Origin of the sequence: Pedobacter sp. N23S346 (genome assembly GCF_048515415.1) — a bacterium.
Lineage (GTDB): Bacteria > Bacteroidota > Bacteroidia > Sphingobacteriales > Sphingobacteriaceae > Pedobacter.
Genome location: NZ_JBLYEE010000001.1, coordinates 424,715 through 443,863, shown reverse-complemented (window position 1 = coordinate 443,863; position 19,149 = coordinate 424,715). Strand labels below are relative to the sequence as shown.

Annotated in this window: 17 protein-coding genes; 12 read left to right on the top strand and 5 right to left on the bottom strand. The window is 38.8% G+C overall.

Features of this window, described 5'->3' with window-relative positions; translation table 11 throughout:
- Positions 1 to 35 precede the first annotated feature (35 nt).
- The 5 genes from ACN1CD_RS01885 to ACN1CD_RS01865 all read left to right on the top strand — a co-directional run bounded on the left by ACN1CD_RS01885 (position 36) and on the right by ACN1CD_RS01865 (position 7,038).
- Entirely contained in the window at positions 36 to 575 is a 540-nt protein-coding gene (locus ACN1CD_RS01885) for an RNA polymerase sigma factor (protein ID WP_419128552.1), read from the top strand.
- Positions 576 to 643: 68 nt separating this feature from the next.
- Positions 644 to 1,681 carry a FecR family protein gene (locus tag ACN1CD_RS01880; protein ID WP_419128551.1) on the top strand — a complete coding sequence of 346 codons (1,038 nt, stop codon included), beginning with the start codon at positions 644 to 646 and terminating at the stop codon, positions 1,679 to 1,681.
- Between the two features lie 58 nt (positions 1,682 to 1,739).
- Positions 1,740 to 5,051, top strand: coding sequence for a SusC/RagA family TonB-linked outer membrane protein (locus ACN1CD_RS01875; RefSeq protein ID WP_419128550.1), 3,312 nt, complete (start codon positions 1,740 to 1,742; stop codon positions 5,049 to 5,051).
- Between the two features lie 14 nt (positions 5,052 to 5,065).
- Positions 5,066 to 6,436 carry a RagB/SusD family nutrient uptake outer membrane protein gene (locus tag ACN1CD_RS01870; RefSeq protein ID WP_419128549.1) on the top strand — a complete coding sequence of 457 codons (1,371 nt, stop codon included), beginning with the start codon at positions 5,066 to 5,068 and terminating at the stop codon, positions 6,434 to 6,436.
- Between the two features lie 101 nt (positions 6,437 to 6,537).
- Positions 6,538 to 7,038: a SixA phosphatase family protein gene (locus tag ACN1CD_RS01865; RefSeq protein WP_419128547.1), complete on the top strand. Its 501-nt coding sequence runs from the start codon at positions 6,538 to 6,540 to the stop codon at positions 7,036 to 7,038.
- Between the two features lie 171 nt (positions 7,039 to 7,209).
- On the opposite strand, the gene ACN1CD_RS01860 is transcribed toward ACN1CD_RS01865, so the two are convergent.
- The 5 genes from ACN1CD_RS01860 to ACN1CD_RS01840 form a co-directional block, all read right to left on the bottom strand.
- Entirely contained in the window at positions 7,210 to 7,887 is a 678-nt protein-coding gene (locus ACN1CD_RS01860; protein WP_419128546.1) for a M15 family metallopeptidase, read from the bottom strand.
- Between the two features lie 127 nt (positions 7,888 to 8,014).
- Positions 8,015 to 9,241, bottom strand: a complete 1,227-nt coding sequence (locus ACN1CD_RS01855) for an alanine dehydrogenase (RefSeq protein ID WP_320463879.1) — start codon at positions 9,239 to 9,241, stop codon at positions 8,015 to 8,017.
- Between the two features lie 92 nt (positions 9,242 to 9,333).
- Complete coding sequence (locus tag ACN1CD_RS01850) at positions 9,334 to 9,870, bottom strand: hypothetical protein (protein ID WP_419128545.1); 537 nt, start codon at positions 9,868 to 9,870, stop codon at positions 9,334 to 9,336.
- Between the two features lie 50 nt (positions 9,871 to 9,920).
- Positions 9,921 to 10,337 carry a tRNA (adenosine(37)-N6)-threonylcarbamoyltransferase complex ATPase subunit type 1 TsaE gene (gene tsaE, locus ACN1CD_RS01845; protein ID WP_419128544.1) on the bottom strand — a complete coding sequence of 139 codons (417 nt, stop codon included), beginning with the start codon at positions 10,335 to 10,337 and terminating at the stop codon, positions 9,921 to 9,923.
- 71 nt (positions 10,338 to 10,408) lie between these two features.
- Entirely contained in the window at positions 10,409 to 11,962 is a 1,554-nt protein-coding gene (locus ACN1CD_RS01840) for a PglZ domain-containing protein (protein ID WP_419128543.1), read from the bottom strand.
- Between the two features lie 111 nt (positions 11,963 to 12,073).
- Between ACN1CD_RS01840 and ACN1CD_RS01835 the strand changes: the two genes are divergently transcribed.
- The 7 genes from ACN1CD_RS01835 (at position 12,074) to efp (ending at position 18,969) form a co-directional block, all read left to right on the top strand.
- Entirely contained in the window at positions 12,074 to 13,297 is a 1,224-nt protein-coding gene (locus ACN1CD_RS01835) for an HD domain-containing protein (protein WP_419128542.1), read from the top strand.
- A gap of 122 nt (positions 13,298 to 13,419) precedes the next feature.
- Positions 13,420 to 14,496, top strand: a complete 1,077-nt coding sequence (lpxD, locus tag ACN1CD_RS01830; protein WP_419128541.1) for a UDP-3-O-(3-hydroxymyristoyl)glucosamine N-acyltransferase — start codon at positions 13,420 to 13,422, stop codon at positions 14,494 to 14,496.
- Positions 14,486 to 15,901 (top strand): bifunctional UDP-3-O-[3-hydroxymyristoyl] N-acetylglucosamine deacetylase/3-hydroxyacyl-ACP dehydratase, encoded by a 1,416-nt coding sequence (locus tag ACN1CD_RS01825; protein WP_320463873.1) that lies wholly within the window; start codon positions 14,486 to 14,488, stop codon positions 15,899 to 15,901. Before lpxD ends, ACN1CD_RS01825 begins: the two co-directional genes overlap by 11 nt.
- Complete coding sequence (lpxA, locus tag ACN1CD_RS01820) at positions 15,898 to 16,683, top strand: acyl-ACP--UDP-N-acetylglucosamine O-acyltransferase (protein ID WP_154281849.1); 786 nt, start codon at positions 15,898 to 15,900, stop codon at positions 16,681 to 16,683. Before ACN1CD_RS01825 ends, lpxA begins: the two co-directional genes overlap by 4 nt.
- A gap of 70 nt (positions 16,684 to 16,753) precedes the next feature.
- A complete protein-coding gene (locus tag ACN1CD_RS01815; protein WP_419128540.1) occupies positions 16,754 to 17,236 on the top strand; it encodes a GNAT family N-acetyltransferase in 483 nt (160 codons plus the stop codon).
- Positions 17,237 to 17,321: 85 nt separating this feature from the next.
- A complete protein-coding gene (locus ACN1CD_RS01810; RefSeq protein ID WP_419128539.1) occupies positions 17,322 to 17,936 on the top strand; it encodes an ABC transporter ATP-binding protein in 615 nt (204 codons plus the stop codon).
- Between the two features lie 472 nt (positions 17,937 to 18,408).
- Positions 18,409 to 18,969: an elongation factor P gene (gene efp, locus ACN1CD_RS01805; protein WP_419128538.1), complete on the top strand. Its 561-nt coding sequence runs from the start codon at positions 18,409 to 18,411 to the stop codon at positions 18,967 to 18,969.
- Positions 18,970 to 19,149: the final 180 nt, after the last annotated feature.

Here is a 19,149-nt window from a genome sequence, read left to right as displayed (position 1 = left end):
TTAAGCTAACATTAACCAAATAGCTTTGAGGCGTGGTGTCAAACTATATCCAAGAGATCAAACAAGGAAATCACCTATCGTTCGAAATAGTTTTTAGACTATACCATAAGAAAGTCTATGCCTACTTTTTTAAGAAAACGCTTTGCCAGGATCAGGCAGAAGAGCTGACTCAAATGGCTTTCATCAAATTATGGCGATTTAAACATACCCTCACGGAAGATTTTACACTAGACATTCAACTTTTTAAAATTGCCAAAACAACGCTGTTAGATTATTTTAAGAAAGCGGCCAATGATGAGAAGAACCTTAAAATCTATCATGCCGAGCGTGTTGAATCCATACAGAATGTTGCACAGTCGTATGATAACAAACAGCAACTCGAAGTAGTATTGGATTGCCTGCCACCAACCCGGAAACAGGTTTTTGTTTTAAACCGCCTTCATGGATACTCCTACAAAGAAATTGCGGAGAAACTTTCCATCTCTCCAAGAACGGTAGAAAAACACATCTCTTTAGCCATTAAACAACTCGGCTACCTTTACTTCCCGCTATTTTTACTCCTTTTGCTAATGTAATCATCCAATCAGAAAAAATATTTTAAACTGATTACGGGCTTTCTTCATTTTCATTCGTATTGGTTTATATGCGTGTTTCTGAAGAGCTACTTAACCGATACTTTCAAAATAAATGTACGCCCGAAGAAAAGCTTCTGGTGGCCACTTATTTAGAAGAAATCGAAGATCTTCCTGATCACCTGTTAACCAGAGATGAATGGGATGATCTTCAAGACGCTGACTTAATCATCGAAGAAAGCGATGCCTTATTCGAAAACATTAAATCGCAAACCATACCGAAAAACACGAAGGCTCTTTGGTTACGCATTTCAGCAGTAGCAGCAATTATTACCATAATAGTTACTGCAGGTCTGATCTTTTTTAATCAACACCATTTAGGTCATCAGACTGTTAAACGGACGAATCAGGTTGCAAAACTTCCCACAGAAATTAACTGGAAATCAATTGTAAACTACACGGAAGAAAACCAATTGATCACCCTTCCCGATCTATCAACGGTGAAGATTTATCCGGGTGGTGAATTAAGATATGCTATACCCTTTGTTCAGCGCAAACGTGAAGTCTATCTTCAGGGTAAAAGCTTTTTTAAGGTTTCTAAAGATAAAAAACATCCTTTTATCGTATACGCCAATAGCATTTCTACCACCGCTTTAGGTACATCATTTACCATTACTGCAGGCAAAGAAAGTAAGCTGTTTAGCGTTGTACTCCATACTGGAAAAATTTGGGTAAAAAACATCGATTCTACAACCCTGAAATCATTCAGTAAAATTTTAGTTCCCGGGAACGAACTGGTTTACAACCGAATTGATAATAAGTTGAAAGTGATCAATCCTCACCTATTGTTGCATCAGGAAAAAATAATTGCCGAATTAAGTTTTAATCAGGTGCCTTTAGCAACCGTTTTGGAAAAATTAGCACAGCATTTTGAGGTAAAAATTAACTACAATCCACAAGATCTTCAGGAAATATCATTTACCGGAAGCGTACACGCCAAACAATCACCACATCAAATACTTAAAGAACTTACCGAACTCAATGAACTAACGCTAACTAAGACTGCAACAGGATATCTGATCCAAAAAGAAACCCAACAGACACCTTAATAACTTCATTCTTGAAGAAAAACCATTGCCGCTAAACCCTTAATTAATTTGTTATACTATGCTTAGAAAATTTACAAAACACCTCTTCTGTTGCCTGCTGATCTTATCAGTCACAGCAACTGCCTGGGCTCAAACATCTGAGATTACCGGAATTGTAAAAGATGAAACCGGGCAACCCCTGCTTGGTGCTTCCATCCTTTTACTCAACACAAAAACCAACGAAAAGAAAGGAATTATGGTAAACCCAGAGGGAAAATTCCAGATTACAGGTTTAACCGCAGGTGTTCCTTACACCATAAGCGCTTCTTTTATCGGCTACACTACTAAAACGATTCAGAACTATTTGCTTAAAGCCGGAGAGCAGGCAACACTTTTAATTCAGCTTAATCCGGAAGCATCCTCACTAACCGACGTGGTTGTAGTTGGTTACGGAAGTCAGCGGAAGAAAGACGTAACAACGGCAATTGCCAGTATCAAAGCTTCAGACTTAGAAAACCAACCCATAAATAACGCAGCCGAAGCAATGGTTGGAAAAATGGCCGGGGTACAGGTTTCGCAAGGATCCGGTTCTCCGGGGAGTCCGCTATCCATTAAAGTGCGGGGTGTAGGAACCATCACAGCCGGATCAAACCCTTTATACGTGATTGATGGCGTGCCCATTTCGAATGACAACATCAATACACTTAACACGAATGATATTGCATCAATCGAGGTATTGAAAGATGCCTCTTCCGCAGCCATTTATGGTTCGAGAGGATCAAATGGGGTGGTTTTAATCACCACAAAACAAGGTAAAAGCGGCACAGCAACGATCAGCGCAAATACCTATACGGGTTGGCAAAGCCTGGCACACAAAATTGATATGATGGATGCTTATCAATATGCCCAAATGACACTGGATGCCAGAAATAATACTTATGCTGACGCGATGGATGCCATTAATCGCAGAAATGCTGCAACAGGTGCACCAACCATCGGCTATAACATTAATGACAGCAACGCACAGCGCCTGGTGAACTCCAGTAACAATAGCAGCGCCGTTATCCCAACAGAAATTTTGCCCTATTTGCAAGGCCAGCAAGGCTTAACCAATACAGATTGGCAAGATGAGATTTTCAGAACTGCAAAAATTGAGAACCATTCTGTTTCAGCTTCCGGCGGTAGCGAAAAAATGAAATATTATGCTTCCATGGAATATTTTAATCAGGACGGGATTATTCTGAACAGCGGCTTTAAACGTTACAGCGGAAGGTTAAATCTGGAAGGAAACAAAGGAATATTTAAATATGGTGTAAATATTACGCCTTCAGTAATTAAAGAAAAAAGACTGAATGCAAATGGCGCTTATAACGCTTCAAACACCAATGGCTTAAATACAGGCGGCATCGTTGCATCGGCTTTACATTACGCACCACTTTGGCCTGTATATAATGCCGACGGCGGTTACAGCTTTGCGCAGAATTCCTGGAGCCCCGGGCAAGGAACTACTTTGCCAAATGGATCGGTCATTACCGGAAATGGTGAAACACAAGCCTGGAACCCGGTTGCCCTGGCGATGCTTCAGAAAGATGATTTTGGCTCGAACAGGTTAACGGGTAATGCTTTTGTAGAAGCAGAAATTTTTAAAGATTTACGATATAAAATTCAGCTGGGAATAGACATGGTGAACAGCACTGAGGATACCTTCCGACCATCTGTTATTCCTTTATCAAACACTGCTGGCAACCCATTATCAGATGCACAGGCAAGTTCCAGAACGATAAAAGAAAGTAATTGGCTCCTGGAACACACTTTAAATTATACCAAAACACTTGGCGACCATAACATCACTGCATTACTGGGCTGGTCTAATCAGAAAAATGATTTGAGCGGCAATTATGCTGCTGCAACCCGAGGGTTTATCAGTGATCAGATTGAATACTTAAGCGCAGGTTTAGTTACTAATGGAACCTCAACCAGACAACAATGGTCTTTGGCTTCCGGAATTGCCAGACTGCAATACAGCTATAAAGGAAAATACTTATTTACAGGTTCGGTTAGGGCTGATGGTTCATCCAGATTTGGCACGAACAACAAATGGGGTTATTTTCCCTCAACATCTGTAGGCTGGAGATTGTCTGAAGAAGAATTCCTAAAAAATGTTAAAGCCATTTCTGATTTAAAAATCAGGGCCAGTTATGGTTTAACCGGTAACTTTAATATTCCGAACTACTTGTCTCAGGGTGCAATGACGAACTATGGCTACGTATTCGGTGGCGGAACACCAGGCGTAATCAATGGCGCAGCACCATTTGCACAACCCAATAATGATTTAAGCTGGGAAAAAACAGCGCAGTTAAACGTTGGTTTCGACGCAGCCTTTTTTAATAATAAACTAACCTTATCCATCGATGCTTATAACAGCAATACAACCGATTTATTATTAAACGTTCCTGTTCCATTAACCACTGGTTTTTCTACAGAATTGAAAAATATTGGTAAAGTAAATAACCGCGGAATAGATATCAACCTGGGTACACAGCAACAATTTGGTGGGGTGAAGTGGACTGCAAGTGCAAACTTCTCCAAAAACAAAAACAAGGTAGTGGAGTTAGGTCCTGGAAATGCAGATATTATTAGAACGGGTTCGGTTGCAAACGCTTATTTTTTAACCAGGGTTGGCGAGCCGATTGGTTCTTATTACCTGCCAGTTGTACTTGGGGTTTTCAAAAACCAGGCAGAAGTAAACGCCTATCCGCATTATACTGATACCCAGGGAAATTACGACTTAAATACCGCTAAACCTGGCGACTTTAAATTTAAAGACGTTGATGGAGATGGAGTTATTGATTTAACTAAAGACCGTGAAATTGTAGGCAATTACTTACCAAAGTTTACTTATGGTTTTGCTACTTCCGCAGAATATAAAAGCTTCGACTTAAACGTGGCTATGCAAGGTGTTTATGGCAATAAAATCTTAAACTTATCGAGAAGGTATTTCGCAAATAAAGAGGGAAATATGAATAACATGGTGAGCTCACTGGATAGATGGGTTTCTGAAAGCAATCCGGGCAGCGGACAAGATGTTAGGGCAAACCGTGTTGCAAAAGGCAGTAATGGTACCACCTCTACCTGGCACGTTGAAGATGGTTCTTACCTTCGTATCCGCAATATTGCTTTAGGATATACCTTCCCTACCGAGTGGATTAAAAAGATTTCATTAACTAAAGTGAGGTTATATGTTTCCATGCAGAATCCTTTCACTTTCACCAAATACACTGGCTATAACCCTGAAGTAACCAACAGGACAGATGCCACTACTAACGGAGAAGATTATGGCGTTTATCCAACAGCGAAAACAACATCAATCGGTTTAAACATTACGTTATAAAAGATCTTTATCAGATGAAAAAATATATCATACCCATCATTGCTTGTGGCTTAATCATATCTGCTACATCCTGCAAAAAGTTTTTAGATTTAAAACCATTGGATTCCTACACAGAAAACACATTCTATGTAGATGAAAAAGGTTTACAAGGTGGTTTAGTAAGTTGCTACGATGCGCTTCAAACCGATAGTTTATATGGAAATAACCTGCTTACTTTAGGAGAAATCCGTGGAGATAACCTCACCGATAACGACCCGGGTTCTGGCGCAGGTGTACGTAACTCCATAGAAGTGTTTTCCGAAACATCTGCAAACAATATCCTTTCTGGTACATGGCAAGGACATTATAAAGCAATTTACCGAACCAACATTGTGCTGGACCGTGCACCCGGGATCAATATGTCGGATGCAACGAAAAATCAGATTATCGGACAAGCTAAATTCATTCGTGCTTTAAGTTATTTTAACCTGACCCGTTTATGGGGAAATGTTCCTTTGGTGTTAACCGTTCAAAAAACGGATGAGGCCAGGGCAAACACAAGGGCTACATCAGCACAGGTTTATCAACAAATTATAGCCGATTTAACCGATGCAGCAGCAAAACTTCCAACCACCTGGGCAGATGCGCAACGCGGCCGGGCCACCAGTTATGCGGCATCAGCTTTGCTGGCGAAGGTTTATTTATACCAGAAACGTTATGACCTGGTTGCGTCTACGTTACAGCCAGTTGTAACCGCCATTTATGCAGGAAGCGTTTTATCGCTCGTTCCACAAACTACTACTTTTCCAAGTGGATTGAAAACGAGTAAAGATATTATCTTTGCCGTTTTATACTTAAATGGCGGTGTTAAAGAGGCTGTAAACCAGGATAATCGTTACCGGAATAACAACAATACCAATACAATCACCATCCCGCAGGCCATTTTTGAAACAGCAGATAACCGCAGGGCATTGGTTGCTCCAACCGGAACAGGCGCCCGCCCCGGAAAATTCAACAGCCCGGTTTCCAATTCTACAGAAGTAAGTGGCGATTTTCCGGTAATTCGTTGCGCAGATGTTTTATTGATGTATGCAGAAGCATTGAATGAGACTGCTTACGGCAATGCAGAAGCTTTTAGCGCACTGAATGCAGTGCGAACTAATGCTGCAGCAACAACCAAAACCGCAGCAACCTTAGTTACACAAAGTGATTTTAGAAATGCCATTTATCTAGAAAGAAGACTTGAGTTTGCTTTAGAAGCCGACCGTTGGTTTGATTTGGTAAGAACAAACCAAATGGCTACTGTTTTTCCGGGTATTCCACCTTTCAGAAGTATTTATCCTGTTCCTCAGGCAGAAATTGATAATGTAAATAACAAAACTGGCTGGCAAAACACGGGCTACTAAATTATTAAGCCAAACACATAGCCGGTATCGCAAATAACGATACCGGCTTTTTTATGATTCGATTTACCTTCTTAATCGAAAAATTTTTCAATCTTTATAAAATGAAAAAGCTTATTCTACTGCTCTCTTTAAGTTTCGTATTGGCTACAGTTACACTAGCTCAAACTACAGAAGTGTGGATTGTAAGGCATGCTGAAAAAGACAAAACCAATCCGGAAGATAAAGACCCGGAATTATCAGATGAAGGCAGAATCAGGGCTGGCGACCTGGCTACGTTTTTGAAGAAAACAAAATTCGATGCTGCCTTTAGCACACCTTATAAAAGAACGCATCAAACATTAGATTCACTGATTATCCCAAAAGTGATCAACTACAGCGACCCAAAATCTTTAGTGGATTCGGTAAAGAAAAATTATACAGGCAAAACGGTTATCGTAGCGGCCCACTCCAATACCATACTGGAAATTATTGAGGCTTTCGGTGGTAAAAAACCGATGGAAATGTTAACCGATGATGATTATGACTATATTTTCCGTTTAACCGTTAAGGATGATAAGGCGAAGGTGAAAAAGGACCAGTTCGGAAGACCACATCATCTTTAGTTCGGAGTTGGGAATTGTGAGTTTGGAGTTAAAATAAACTTGCGAAATTCTTCAGCGCACAGGCTTTTGAAATTTCGTAAGTTGATAATGCCATTATTCATCTTCAAATAGATTTCGAAAGTTCTGAACACCCAAACCAATGAACCACTGACCAATGAACTATTGAACCAACTAAAGTTTCTCAAAAGGAATATCCATTATATTATACCGCTGCCAACCAACGAAATCATAGTGCCACCATTCATTTTCAAGTACATTTAAGCCGTATTTTTTCATGGTAGCAATTAGGAAATTCCGGTTTTTTCTCACCTCGTTGGTTACGGGTTCATAATTCGCTGCGGCCGCAGCAGAGAAACTATCATAAGGTGTGGGCATGGGAATTTCTTTTCCAGTTTTTAGATTGATCAGTGTCAAATCTACCGCACAGCCCCTGTTATGTTTTGATCCTTTTGCCGGATTGGCCACAAAATTTTTATCACTTGCCTTTTTATAAAATTCAACAGTGGTAGCATAGGGCCGATAACCATCGAAAATTTTAAGTCCATAGCCTTTTTTATTTAACGCTTTCTGAATTTTCTTCAATGATTCCACAACTGGCTTCCTGGCAAAAGCCCTCGCCTGCTTGTACATCACCTGTTTCATGAAGTTGTTTTTTGTGGCGTAGCGAATATCCAGCGTAATGTTAGGAATAGCCTTTTTGATCTCCACTAATTCATTGTTCGGATTGGTTTTTACCGAGGCAAGATATTGGTTGTAAGAGTTAACTACAACTAGCTTTGGTACCCGACTAGTTTGAGCAGAAACACAAATAGAAAGTGATATAAAAAACAGGAAGAGTTTGATTTTCATAGTTTTTAGTTAATGTCCAAAGTTCCATCCCACATCTTCCATCTTACATTTCTGAAAGACCTGTTTAATGCATTCGGCAGTAAAATTCCATTCCACATTTCCATCTTACATCCCACATTTACCTCCCTTACTGGTTCGAAACCACCAATAATTCCAGATCTTTAAATGGCAGGTTAAACATATCGGCCAGGTCCTTATTGGTACAATTGCCCTGATACATATAAAGCGCCTCGCGGATCCCAGGATTATTCCAAACCATGTTCATTAAACCACCAAATTCGCCAATATCAAGTAAGATGGGTGCAAAAATATTAGTAAGTGCGTAAGATGCCGTACGGGGAACCCTGGATGCAATATTAGGCACACAATAATGAATCACATCATATTTTCTGAAAGTTGGGTTGGTATGATTCGTTACTTCTGAAGTTTCAAAGCACCCTCCCTGATCAATACTTACATCAATCACAACAGAATGTGGTTTCATCCGTGCCACTGTTTCTTCCATCACCACGCAAGGACTTCTCCCGTGGCTGGCCCGAATGGCGCCAATCACCACATCGCAGGTTACAATGGCTTTGTTAAGCACAATAGGTTGCATCACCGAAGTAAAAACCCGGCTCCCTAAATTATTCTGCAAACGGCGTAAACGATAAATAGAGCTATCAAAAACCTTCACTTCGGCACCTAATGCCAAAGCTGTTCTAGCCGCATACTCTCCTACCGTCCCGGCGCCCAAAATCACAATTTCTGTTGGCGGCACTCCAGTGAAACCACCCAGCATCAACCCTTTTCCGCCGGTTACATTGCTTAAATATTCAGCAGCAATTAAAATTGAGGTAGAACCTACAATTTCGCTCATTGCCCTTACTACGCTTAATACATTTCCTTCATCGCGCAGGTTCTCAAAGCATAAAGCATTAATTTTTTTTTGCATCAGGGCTTTCAGGTAATCCTGCTTTAATGTACCTGTTTGCAAAGATGAAATCAACGTTTGCCCTTTGTGCATCATTGCAATTTCCTCGAGCATTGGTGGTGCAATTTTTACAATAATATCAGAATCAAAAACTTCCTTTTTATCGTAAACAATTTTTGCCCCCTGTTCAGCGTATTCCGAATCAGAAAAATTTGCAGCAATACCAGCACCACTTTCTAAAATGACGTGGTGACCATTGTTAACCAATAAGGCAACCGACAATGGAGTTAAAGCAATTCTGTTTTCCTGAAATGAAATTTCTTTGGGTATCCCGATGTTCAGGCTGTTCTTCCTGTTTCTGGTTTCTAGTGTCGCTTCTTGTGTTTGCAATAAACCCTGACGAGCGATATCGGCCATGCCTTCGCGTATTCCTGTAGCCATCCTGCTTTAAAAAAATATTTGTTTTTAGGTTGTTCAAGGTACGGAAAATGTACTAAATATTAGCTTTTAAAAGTAAAGAACGCATCAAACCATTATTTCCATGCAACAGCGATATCATTAAAAATGAAGGTACCTTTCTCAAATAATCCTGTTCCATAATAGCTTAGACCTATCACCTTTATCATTTGTGTTGAAGGCAAAACATTCTTGAACGTAATTTTAGTCCCTAATGGCGTGTCAGTAAATAGCATATTCCGAACATCTTGATTTCCGATTTTAAAATCATAGCTTAAAAAATTATTGCCTTGAATATCTGTCAAATTGGCTTTCTCGAATTGAAATTCACTATTAGCTTTATGATTAATTATAAAACAGGTGAGTGTTATGGTTTGCTCCTTTATATTACCTTCACATTTTGTGAGGTTAAAAGTTAGTCCACCTTGCTCAACACTTTTAATTGGTGTCAGAATATTTAAGGATTTCCGAAAATATTCATTTTCCTTTGACACCGCTTTAATGCTTTCTGTAAGTTGATCATTTTTCTTCTTTACAGAATCACATTGCGAATTTTGTGCAAATCCATTATAACCAAAACAAATGCACATTACTATTAAGGCGATATTTTTCATATTGCTTTTTTTACTAAATATAGCAAAAAGTTGTAAGAGTTAATCAAATATTATACTCTGCTCAGATTGAATACTCTTCGATTTTCATCAACGATCGAAATTTCTACTTTTACCAGGTGATCTGGCAATAATTCGGCTACCCGTTCAGGCCATTCAATTAAACAGATCCCTCCGCCATAAAAATATTCTTCATAACCTAAATCATAGGCTTCCTGAATGTCTTTTATGCGGTAAAAATCGAAATGGTACACTGAACCTTTAGCACTTTCGTACTCATTAACGATAGAATAAGTTGGACTGGATACCACATCAGCTACCCCCAAAACCTGACAGAACGTTTTAATAAAGGTTGTTTTACCAGCGCCCATATCACCGTCGAAAATAAAAATCTTCACCTCTCCTGCAAAGGCCAGAAGCTGTGCTGCAGCATTAGGCAACGCCGATAAATCGTTAACTGCTATCTCCATTTTACATAAATAAAGGCAAAAGTAATACATTAATGCATTGCTTTTGCCTTTTTAATCCCTTTCGGTAGTAGTTACCTTGGTGAATAAGTTACTACCGGAATAATCATCTCTTCTAACGAAATCCCGCCATGCTGGAAGGTTTCATTATAATAATTCACAAACTGGTTGTAGTTATTTGGGTAAACGAAATAACTATCCTCACGGGCAAAAATATAACTGCTGCTGATGTTGATTTTCGGCAACAAAGCATCATGTGGGTTTTTAATTAAAAAGACTTCTTTCGCATTGAAATTTAAATTCCGTCCTTGCTTATACCTTAAATTGGTATTGGTCGCACGATCACCAATCACCTTAACTGGCTTTTTAACCCGAATGGTTCCATGATCGGTTGTAATAACCACTTTTACTTTTTTCTGAGAAATTTTCTTTAACAAATCCCATAGTGGCGAGTGTTCAAACCACGATAAGGTTAATGAACGGTAAGCCGCATCATCATTTGCCAGTTCGCGGATCATTTGCATATCTGTACGGGCATGGCTTAACATGTCAACAAAGTTGAAAACAATCGCATTGAAATCATTTTGCAGCAGGTTATTGGTTTGATCAACCAAATCCTTACCCTGTTCAAAAGTTAAAATCTTATTGTAACTGAATTTGCAATCTTTTCGTAAGTTACGTTTAATGTTATCAGCAAGAAAAGCTTCCTCGTGCATGTTTTTACCACCTTCATCATCATCATTCTGCCACAATTGAGGGAAGCGTTTTTCCATTTCCAAAGGCATTAAGCCAGAGAATATCGCATTACGAGCATATTGAGTCGCCGTTGGAAGAATACTAGTGTACATATCTTCCTCATCAATTCTAAAATATTCAGAAATTAACGGGTTGATAATTTTCCATTGATCGTAACGTAAATTATCAATCAAAATGAAAAATACTGGTGTGGTATCATTAATATGTGGAAAGGCTTTTTTCTTCAGCAACTCATTAGATAATAATGGTGCTGTATCTTTATTTTTAATCCAGTCCAGATAATTTTCTTCTATAAATTTAGTAAACTGGGTATTGGCTTCCTGTTTTTGCATGGTTAAAATCTCATGCATTTGTGGATCATCCAGCTTTTCAAGCTCTAATTCCCAGAAAACTATTTTTTTGTAAACATCAATCCATTCTTCATAACTCAAGCGATCGCCTAAGGTCATGCCCAAGCGGCGAAAATCTTGCTGATAAGCCATGGATGTTTTTTCACTCACCAAACGTTTGTTATCAATCAGCTTTTTAATTGTCAATAAAACCTGTTTTGGATTTACCGGCTTAATTAAATAATCGTCGATTTTACTTCCAATGGCATCTTCCATCAGATTTTCCTCTTCACTTTTGGTAATCAATACTACCGGAACATCGGGATTTAAATTTTTAATGGCCGAAAGCGTTTCAATACCACTCATGCCTGGCATGTTTTCATCAAGAAAAACAAGATCAAAATGGTTTTTTCCAAAAGCCTCTAAAGCATCATTTCCATTGGTAAAGGTTGTTACATTATAACCTTTATCATTTAATAATAATATATGGGGTTTTAGTAAGTCGATTTCATCATCGGCCCACAATATTTTAGTTTCTTGCATGTTTTTGTAAAAAAAGATATGTATTGCCTTTTAATTTTGGCAGGTAAATCAAACTACAAATAAAAATAGCAATTTTTGTACCGTATCTATCTATTTAACTATTTTTAACTATTGAATAAGAAGAAAATCATAAATGATCCCGTTTACGGTTTCATTAGTATCCCATCAGCGTTGGTTTACGATGTCATTTCGCATCCCTATTTCCAGCGTCTGCGGTATATTAAGCAACTTGGGATGACTCATCTGGTTTATCCCGGGGCTTTGCACACGCGTTTTCACCATGCTTTGGGTGCCATGCATTTAATGAGCCTGGCCATTGAAGTATTAAGAAGCAAAGGGCATAATATTACCGAAGGTGAAGAAGAAGCCGCAACACTGGCTATTTTACTGCACGATATCGGTCATGGGCCGTTTTCGCACGCTTTAGAACATTCTTTAGTTACCGGAATTAAACATGAAGATATTTCAGCAAAGCTGATGCATGACCTGAACCTTCATTTCGATGGAAAATTAACGCACGCTATTGAGGTTTTTAATGGTACCTATCATAAAAAATTCCTTCATCAGTTAATTTCTGGTCAGCTGGATTTAGATAGAATGGATTATTTAAATCGCGACAGCTTTTTTACCGGCGTAAGCGAAGGCGTAATCAGTTTCGATCGGATTATTAAAATGTTTAACGTTTATGATGATAACCTGGTGATCGAAGAAAAAGGGATTTATTCCATTGAAAAATTCCTGATTGCACGCCGTTTAATGTACTGGCAGGTTTATTTGCACAAAACAGTAATTTCCGGTGAGATGATTTTGGTAAAACTTTTGGAGCGGGCAAAGGAGATCTCGGTAGCGGGCGAAAGTTTATTTGCATCACCATCGCTACATCACTTTTTAAGTAACGATATCAACGAAAATAACTTTTTCGCTGATCATGATAATCTTGAACATTTCACCAATCTGGATGATCAGGATATTTATGCCGCAGTGAAAGTATGGACAAAACATCCAGACAAAATACTTTCAACGCTTTGCCAGATGCTTACCGCCAGGAACTTATACAAGGTGGAAATGGGAAATGAAAGGGCAAATGCAGATCGTGTGGAGTTTTTAAAAGATGCAGCGATTCACCTGCTGGAGATTGAGCCAGATAAAGTACGTTATTTCGTATTTACTGATGCAATTCAAAACCGGGCGTACAATGCTGGCGTAGGCAACATCAAGCTATTAATGAAAAATAACGACATCGTTGATATTGCAAAGGCTTCAGATTTATCGAATCTGGAATCGCTCCAAAAAACAGTAGAGAAGTACATTCTTTGCTACCCGCGAGGGATTTAAGATTAATTAACAAAATATTTGACTTCTACTGCCGTTTTAAGTCTTACTATTGTGTAAAATATACACGCCTTAACCCTTACAGGTTTTTTTGTTCATATCAATTTAACATATACCTTTGTACGATGCAATTTACTGCAAAGCAGATAAGCGAGTTTTTAGAAGGTTCCATTGATGGCAACCCAGATGTAGCCGTTACCGAACTTTCTAAAATAGAAGACGGGAAAGAAGGCTCATTGTCTTTTCTTTCCAACCCGAAGTACGAGAATTTTTTATATTCTACGCAGGCATCGGTTGTTATCGTTTCAAAAGATTTCACCCCTAACCAGCCGTTTACCAGCACATTAATCCGTGTTGAGAATCCATATAGTTCATTTACTATTTTACTGGATAAATATAACGAAGCAATGAATGCGCAGGCAGCTTTGTCTGGAATAAACAAGCTGGCTTTTGTTCATCCAACAGCTAAAATTGGTTCTAATGTATTTATTGATGCATTTGCTTATGTTGCCGAAAATGTAGTGATTGGCGATGGCTGCAAGCTTAACGCACAGACTTTTATTGGCGCTAATTCTAAAATTGGCGAAAACAGCACTTTTTTTTCCGGCGTAAAAATTTACCACAATTCTGTAATCGGAAGTAGGGTAATGATACATGCCAATACCGTAATTGGTAGCGATGGCTTTGGTTTTGCACCACAAAAAGATGGCACTTATAATAAGATTCCGCAGATTGGTAATGTAATTATCGAAGATGATGTAGAGATTGGGGCAAATACAACGGTAGACCGTGCAACAATGGGATCTACCGTTATTAAAAAAGGCGCCAAAATCGACAACCTTATTCAGATAGCACATAATGTTGAAATAGGCGAAAACACAGTCCTGGCTGCTCAATCTGGCGTTTCTGGCAGTACTAAAATTGGCCCAAACAGCGTGGTGGGTGGACAAGTAGGTATTGCAGGTCATTTAACCCTAGCAAAGGGTACCCAAATCGGCGCACAGGCTGGGATCAACTTTAATATCACAGAAGAGAACAAACAATGGCACGGCAGTCCGGCGCAACCTTTGCGTAACTGGATGCGGGCCTCAGTAATTTTCAAGCATCTTCCAGATATTGAGAAAAGAATAAACACACTCGAAGAGGAATTGAAAAAGCTTACGGCTGAATTGGAAAAGAATACAATACACAATGAACGTTAGACAAAAAACGATTAAACAAGAAGTATCAGCATCTGGTGTTGGTTTACACACGGGTGCTAATGTAACTTTAACATTTTGCCCAGCCCCTGAACATCATGGGTTTAAATTCCAACGTATTGATCTGGATGGTCATCCGATTATTGATGCTGATGCAGATAACGTAACAGATACTTCCCGCGGTACTACCTTAACCCAGAATGGCGCAAGCGTAAGTACTGTAGAACATGTTATGGCTTCTCTGGTTGGGATGGATTTAGATAATGTACTGATTAAACTAGACGGCCCGGAAACACCAATTATGGATGGAAGTTCTATCCAGTTTGTAGACCTGCTTGAAGAAGTTGGAACCGTTGAGCAAAATGCTGATCGTGAGTATTTTACCATTCCGCATAACATTACTTATACTGAAGAAGATAGAAAGGTAGAGATTGTAGCCATGCCATTGGATGACTACCGTTTTACTTGTATGATTGATTATAATTCTCCGGTTTTAGGAAGCCAGCATGCAGGGATTAATACCATTGCAGAATTTAAAAAAGAAATTGCTTCCTGCCGTACTTTCTGCTTTTTACACGAATTAGAATATCAGCTTTCTCACAACTTAATTAAAGGTGGCGATTTAAACAATGCCATTGTGATTGTAGATAAAGAGGTTACAAAAGATGAATTGAGTCACCTTGCCAAGCTTTTCAACCGTGCAGATATCGATGTAGCCCCTCAGGGAATCCTGAATAACATGGAATTACGCTACCAAAATGAACCTGCCCGTCATAAATTATTAGATATGATTGGCGATTTAGCCTTGGTGGGTACACACTTGAAAGGCCACATTATGGCTGCCCGCCCCGGCCATGCGGCTAACGTTGCTTTTGCAAAAAAGATTAAAGCGGCGATCAAAAAAGAAAAAAACAAGAAAATTCAAAAGGTATACGATCCAAGTGCAAAACCATTGTATGACGTTGTTCAGATTATGGATATTTTGCCTCACCGTCAACCGTTTTTATTTGTAGATAAGATTTTAGAACTTTCAAAAAACCACGTGGTGGGCGTTAAAAACGTAACCATGAATGAAGAGTTTTTTAAAGGGCATTTTCCTGGTGCACCGGTTTTCCCGGGCGTGATTCAAATTGAGGCCATGGCTCAGGTAGGCGGCATCTTAGTTTTAAGTACCGTTCCGGATCCACGTAATTATTTAACCTATTTCTTAAAAATTGATAACGTTCGCTTTAGGGCTCAGGTTCTTCCCGGAGATACTATCGTTTTCCGTTGCGACTTACTTGAACCGATCAGAAGAGGCATTGCCCAGATGAAAGGCGTAGGTATGGTTGGCGAGAAAATCGTTGTCGAGGCCGAAATGATGGCACAAATTTCAAAAATTAAACAAGCAGAACCAGCCGAATCATGATACAACCCTTAGCATATATACACCCACAGGCAAAAATTGCCGAAAACGTAGTGATCGAACCTTTTGTAGTGATACATAAAGATGTGGTGATCGGCGAAGGAACATGGATTGGCTCGAACGTTACCATTATGGATGGCGCACGAATCGGTAAAAACTGTCGTATTTTCCCTGGAGCAGTGATCTCCGGCGAACCTCAGGACTTGAAATTTGCAGGCGAAGTAACCACTGCAGAAATTGGCGATAACACCACTATCCGTGAGTGTGTTACCATTAATCGTGGTACCAAAGATAAATGGAAAACAGTTATTGGAAGCAACTGTTTAATTCAGGCGTATTCTCACATTGCACACGATTGTGAAGTAGGTGATAACTGTATTTTTTCCAACAGTACGACATTGGCTGGTCACATTACCATTGGCAACAATGTGGTATTGGCAGGTTTAGTTGCCATTCATCAATTTGTTAAAGTGGGTTCATATGCTTTTGTAACCGGTGGATCATTGGTTCGTAAAGATGTACCTCCTTATGTAAAAGCTGCCCGTGAACCCCTTTCTTATGCCGGAATTAACTCTGTAGGTCTACGCAGAAGAGGCTTTACCAATGAACAAATTGATGAGATTCAGGAAATTTATCGGGTACTTTTTGTAAAACACAATAACGTAACCAAAGCTTTAGATATGATCGAAGCTGAATTCAAGCCAACCGAGATTCGCGATGAAATTGTAGATTTTATCCGCAATTCAAACCGTGGCGTAATGAAGGGCTTCGGCATGGGAAGCTAATTTAGTGTTTAGGGAATAAAGCCCTGATCTAAGGTTTCTTAGGTGGCAAAATAAAGCACAATACATTTTCATGAGCGATTTAACATTAATTCGAACCGATTCAGATCAAACCGATTTTAGACAGTTGGTTACGCTATTGGATAAAGATTTAGCGATACGAGACGGTGATGACCATGCTTTTTATTCACAGTTTAATAAGATAGATGCGATTAAAGAAGTAGTGGTGGCTTACCAAAACGGAATTCCTGTTGGTTGCGGTGCAATAAAACCCTTCTCAGATATCACTGCCGAAATTAAACGCATGTTTGTTCATCCTGATTACAGAAAGCAAGGCATTGCTGCTAAAATTTTGATAGAATTGGAGAAATGGGCTAAAGAACTTGGTTTTACCGAGTGTATTCTGGAAACTGGTAAAATGCAACCAGAAGCCATTGCGCTATATCAAAAAGTTGGTTATCAGATTACGCCAAATTATGGTCAGTATATTGGTGTAGACAATAGCGTTTGCATGAAAAAATATCTAGTTTTTAAAAATTCTGGTCTTGATTCCTGATACTCACATCTTGATTTAATACCCAGATCTCGATACTTGATACTCAAACCTTGATACTTGATACTCACATCTTGATACTTAAAAAATGAAGATAATCTTAACTAATATAGGCCGGAGATTTAACAAAGAGTGGATTTTTCGGAATTTAAGCACTGAGTTTTCATCGGGCAATCGTTACGCCATTCTGGGGCCGAATGGTTCCGGCAAATCTACATTATTAAGCGTTCTAACTGGAAGTTTAACCCCATCTGAAGGCCAGATATCTTTTTCTGAAGGCAACGATATTCCTGTTGAGGAAATCTATCATCAGATCAGCATGGCTGCCCCCTATCTGGAATTAGTTGAAACTTTTACGTTGAAAGAAATTATCGATTTCCATTTTAAATTTAAAAATTTTGCGCCGGGAGTTGACCAAAAATCTTTAATTTCCATCCTTGGCTTAGAAAAATCCGCAAATAAGGAAATCAAGTACTTTTCATCGGGAATGAAACAGCGAACGAAGCTGGCTTTAGCTTGTTGTTCAGACTCACCAATTCTATTTCTAGATGAGCCAACCAGTAATTTAGACGTTCAGGGTGTAGACTGGTATCGCAATTTAATAGAGAACTTCACGCCGGGAAGATTAACAATTATTGGTTCTAATCAAATTCACGAATACGATTTCTGTGATAATCAGCTTCAAATAGCTGACTATAAGTAATTTATTATAAATTCTATTATCTTAAAACCCATCCTGTTTGTCATCCATTTGTATTAAAAAATATTTTTCGTAAATATATTTTGTAATTGAAAAATAGTTCTTACCTTTGCACCACCAAAAAGAGAAACAATTATCTAATTTATCTCTTGAAGTAATTGATTGTTTTTTCTGCATTTGCAGAATCAAATATATAGCCTGAAAAGGCAAAGAGTTTTTCATAGTTTAGTTTGAGGTTTAGGTTGATTATGCCTTTGGAGTGGTTCCCAAAGGCATTTCTTTTATGCAGCATTTTTTGGGTTAATTTAAGCTATGGAAAAGGCAAAACTAAAGACTAAATGTAACGGGTGAATAAGCATTAACCTGACGAAAACCATAGGCTTATCCCATAAACCTTTATAGGTTTTAATTAAAATAATTTTACCTTTGCGGTCACAAAAAAACTAAATATAAATCCAATTAAGGATCACACAATATGGCTAAAGCATCAGAAATTAAAAATGGCAACATCCTTCGTGTAAATGGCGAATTGGTTACTGTTGACGAATGGAATCACCGCACACCGGGTAAAGGTGGTGCTTTCTACACTGGTAAATTTCGTAACATTAAATCGGGTAGAATTGTAGAAGCGCGTATGAATACCGACGAGGTTGTAGAAATTTGCCGCGTAGAAACCAGTGATTATCAATATCTATACGAAGATGGCGATTACTTAGTGGTGATGGATAACAATACTTACGAGCAATATAACGTAGAAAAATCGCTATTCGGTTCTGCGATTAAATTCTTAAAAGAAGGCATGAGCGTAATTGTTTCCATGGAAAGTGATGAAGCCATTATGGGCCAATTGCCAAACTTTGCTGAATTTGAAATTACCTATTCAGAGCCTGCTGTAAAAGGTGATACTTCTACTAACGCATTAAAAGCAGCAACACTTGAAAATGGTGTTGAGGTTAAAGTACCTATGTTCGTTAACCAGGGAGATAAAATTAAAGTTGATACACGTACCGGCGAATATGTTGAGCGTGTGAAATAATCACTAACATCTGATAACAAGAGCCCTTGAATTAATTTTTAAGGGCTTTTTAGTTTTTAGAATTGTCATGGAAACACGGATTTACACGGAAGGTTTTTTTCTGCCTCCTATTAAAATCTTCCATTTGCTAAACACCAAAACAAGCCTAATTTCAAATTGCTACAATTACCTAACTTTGTC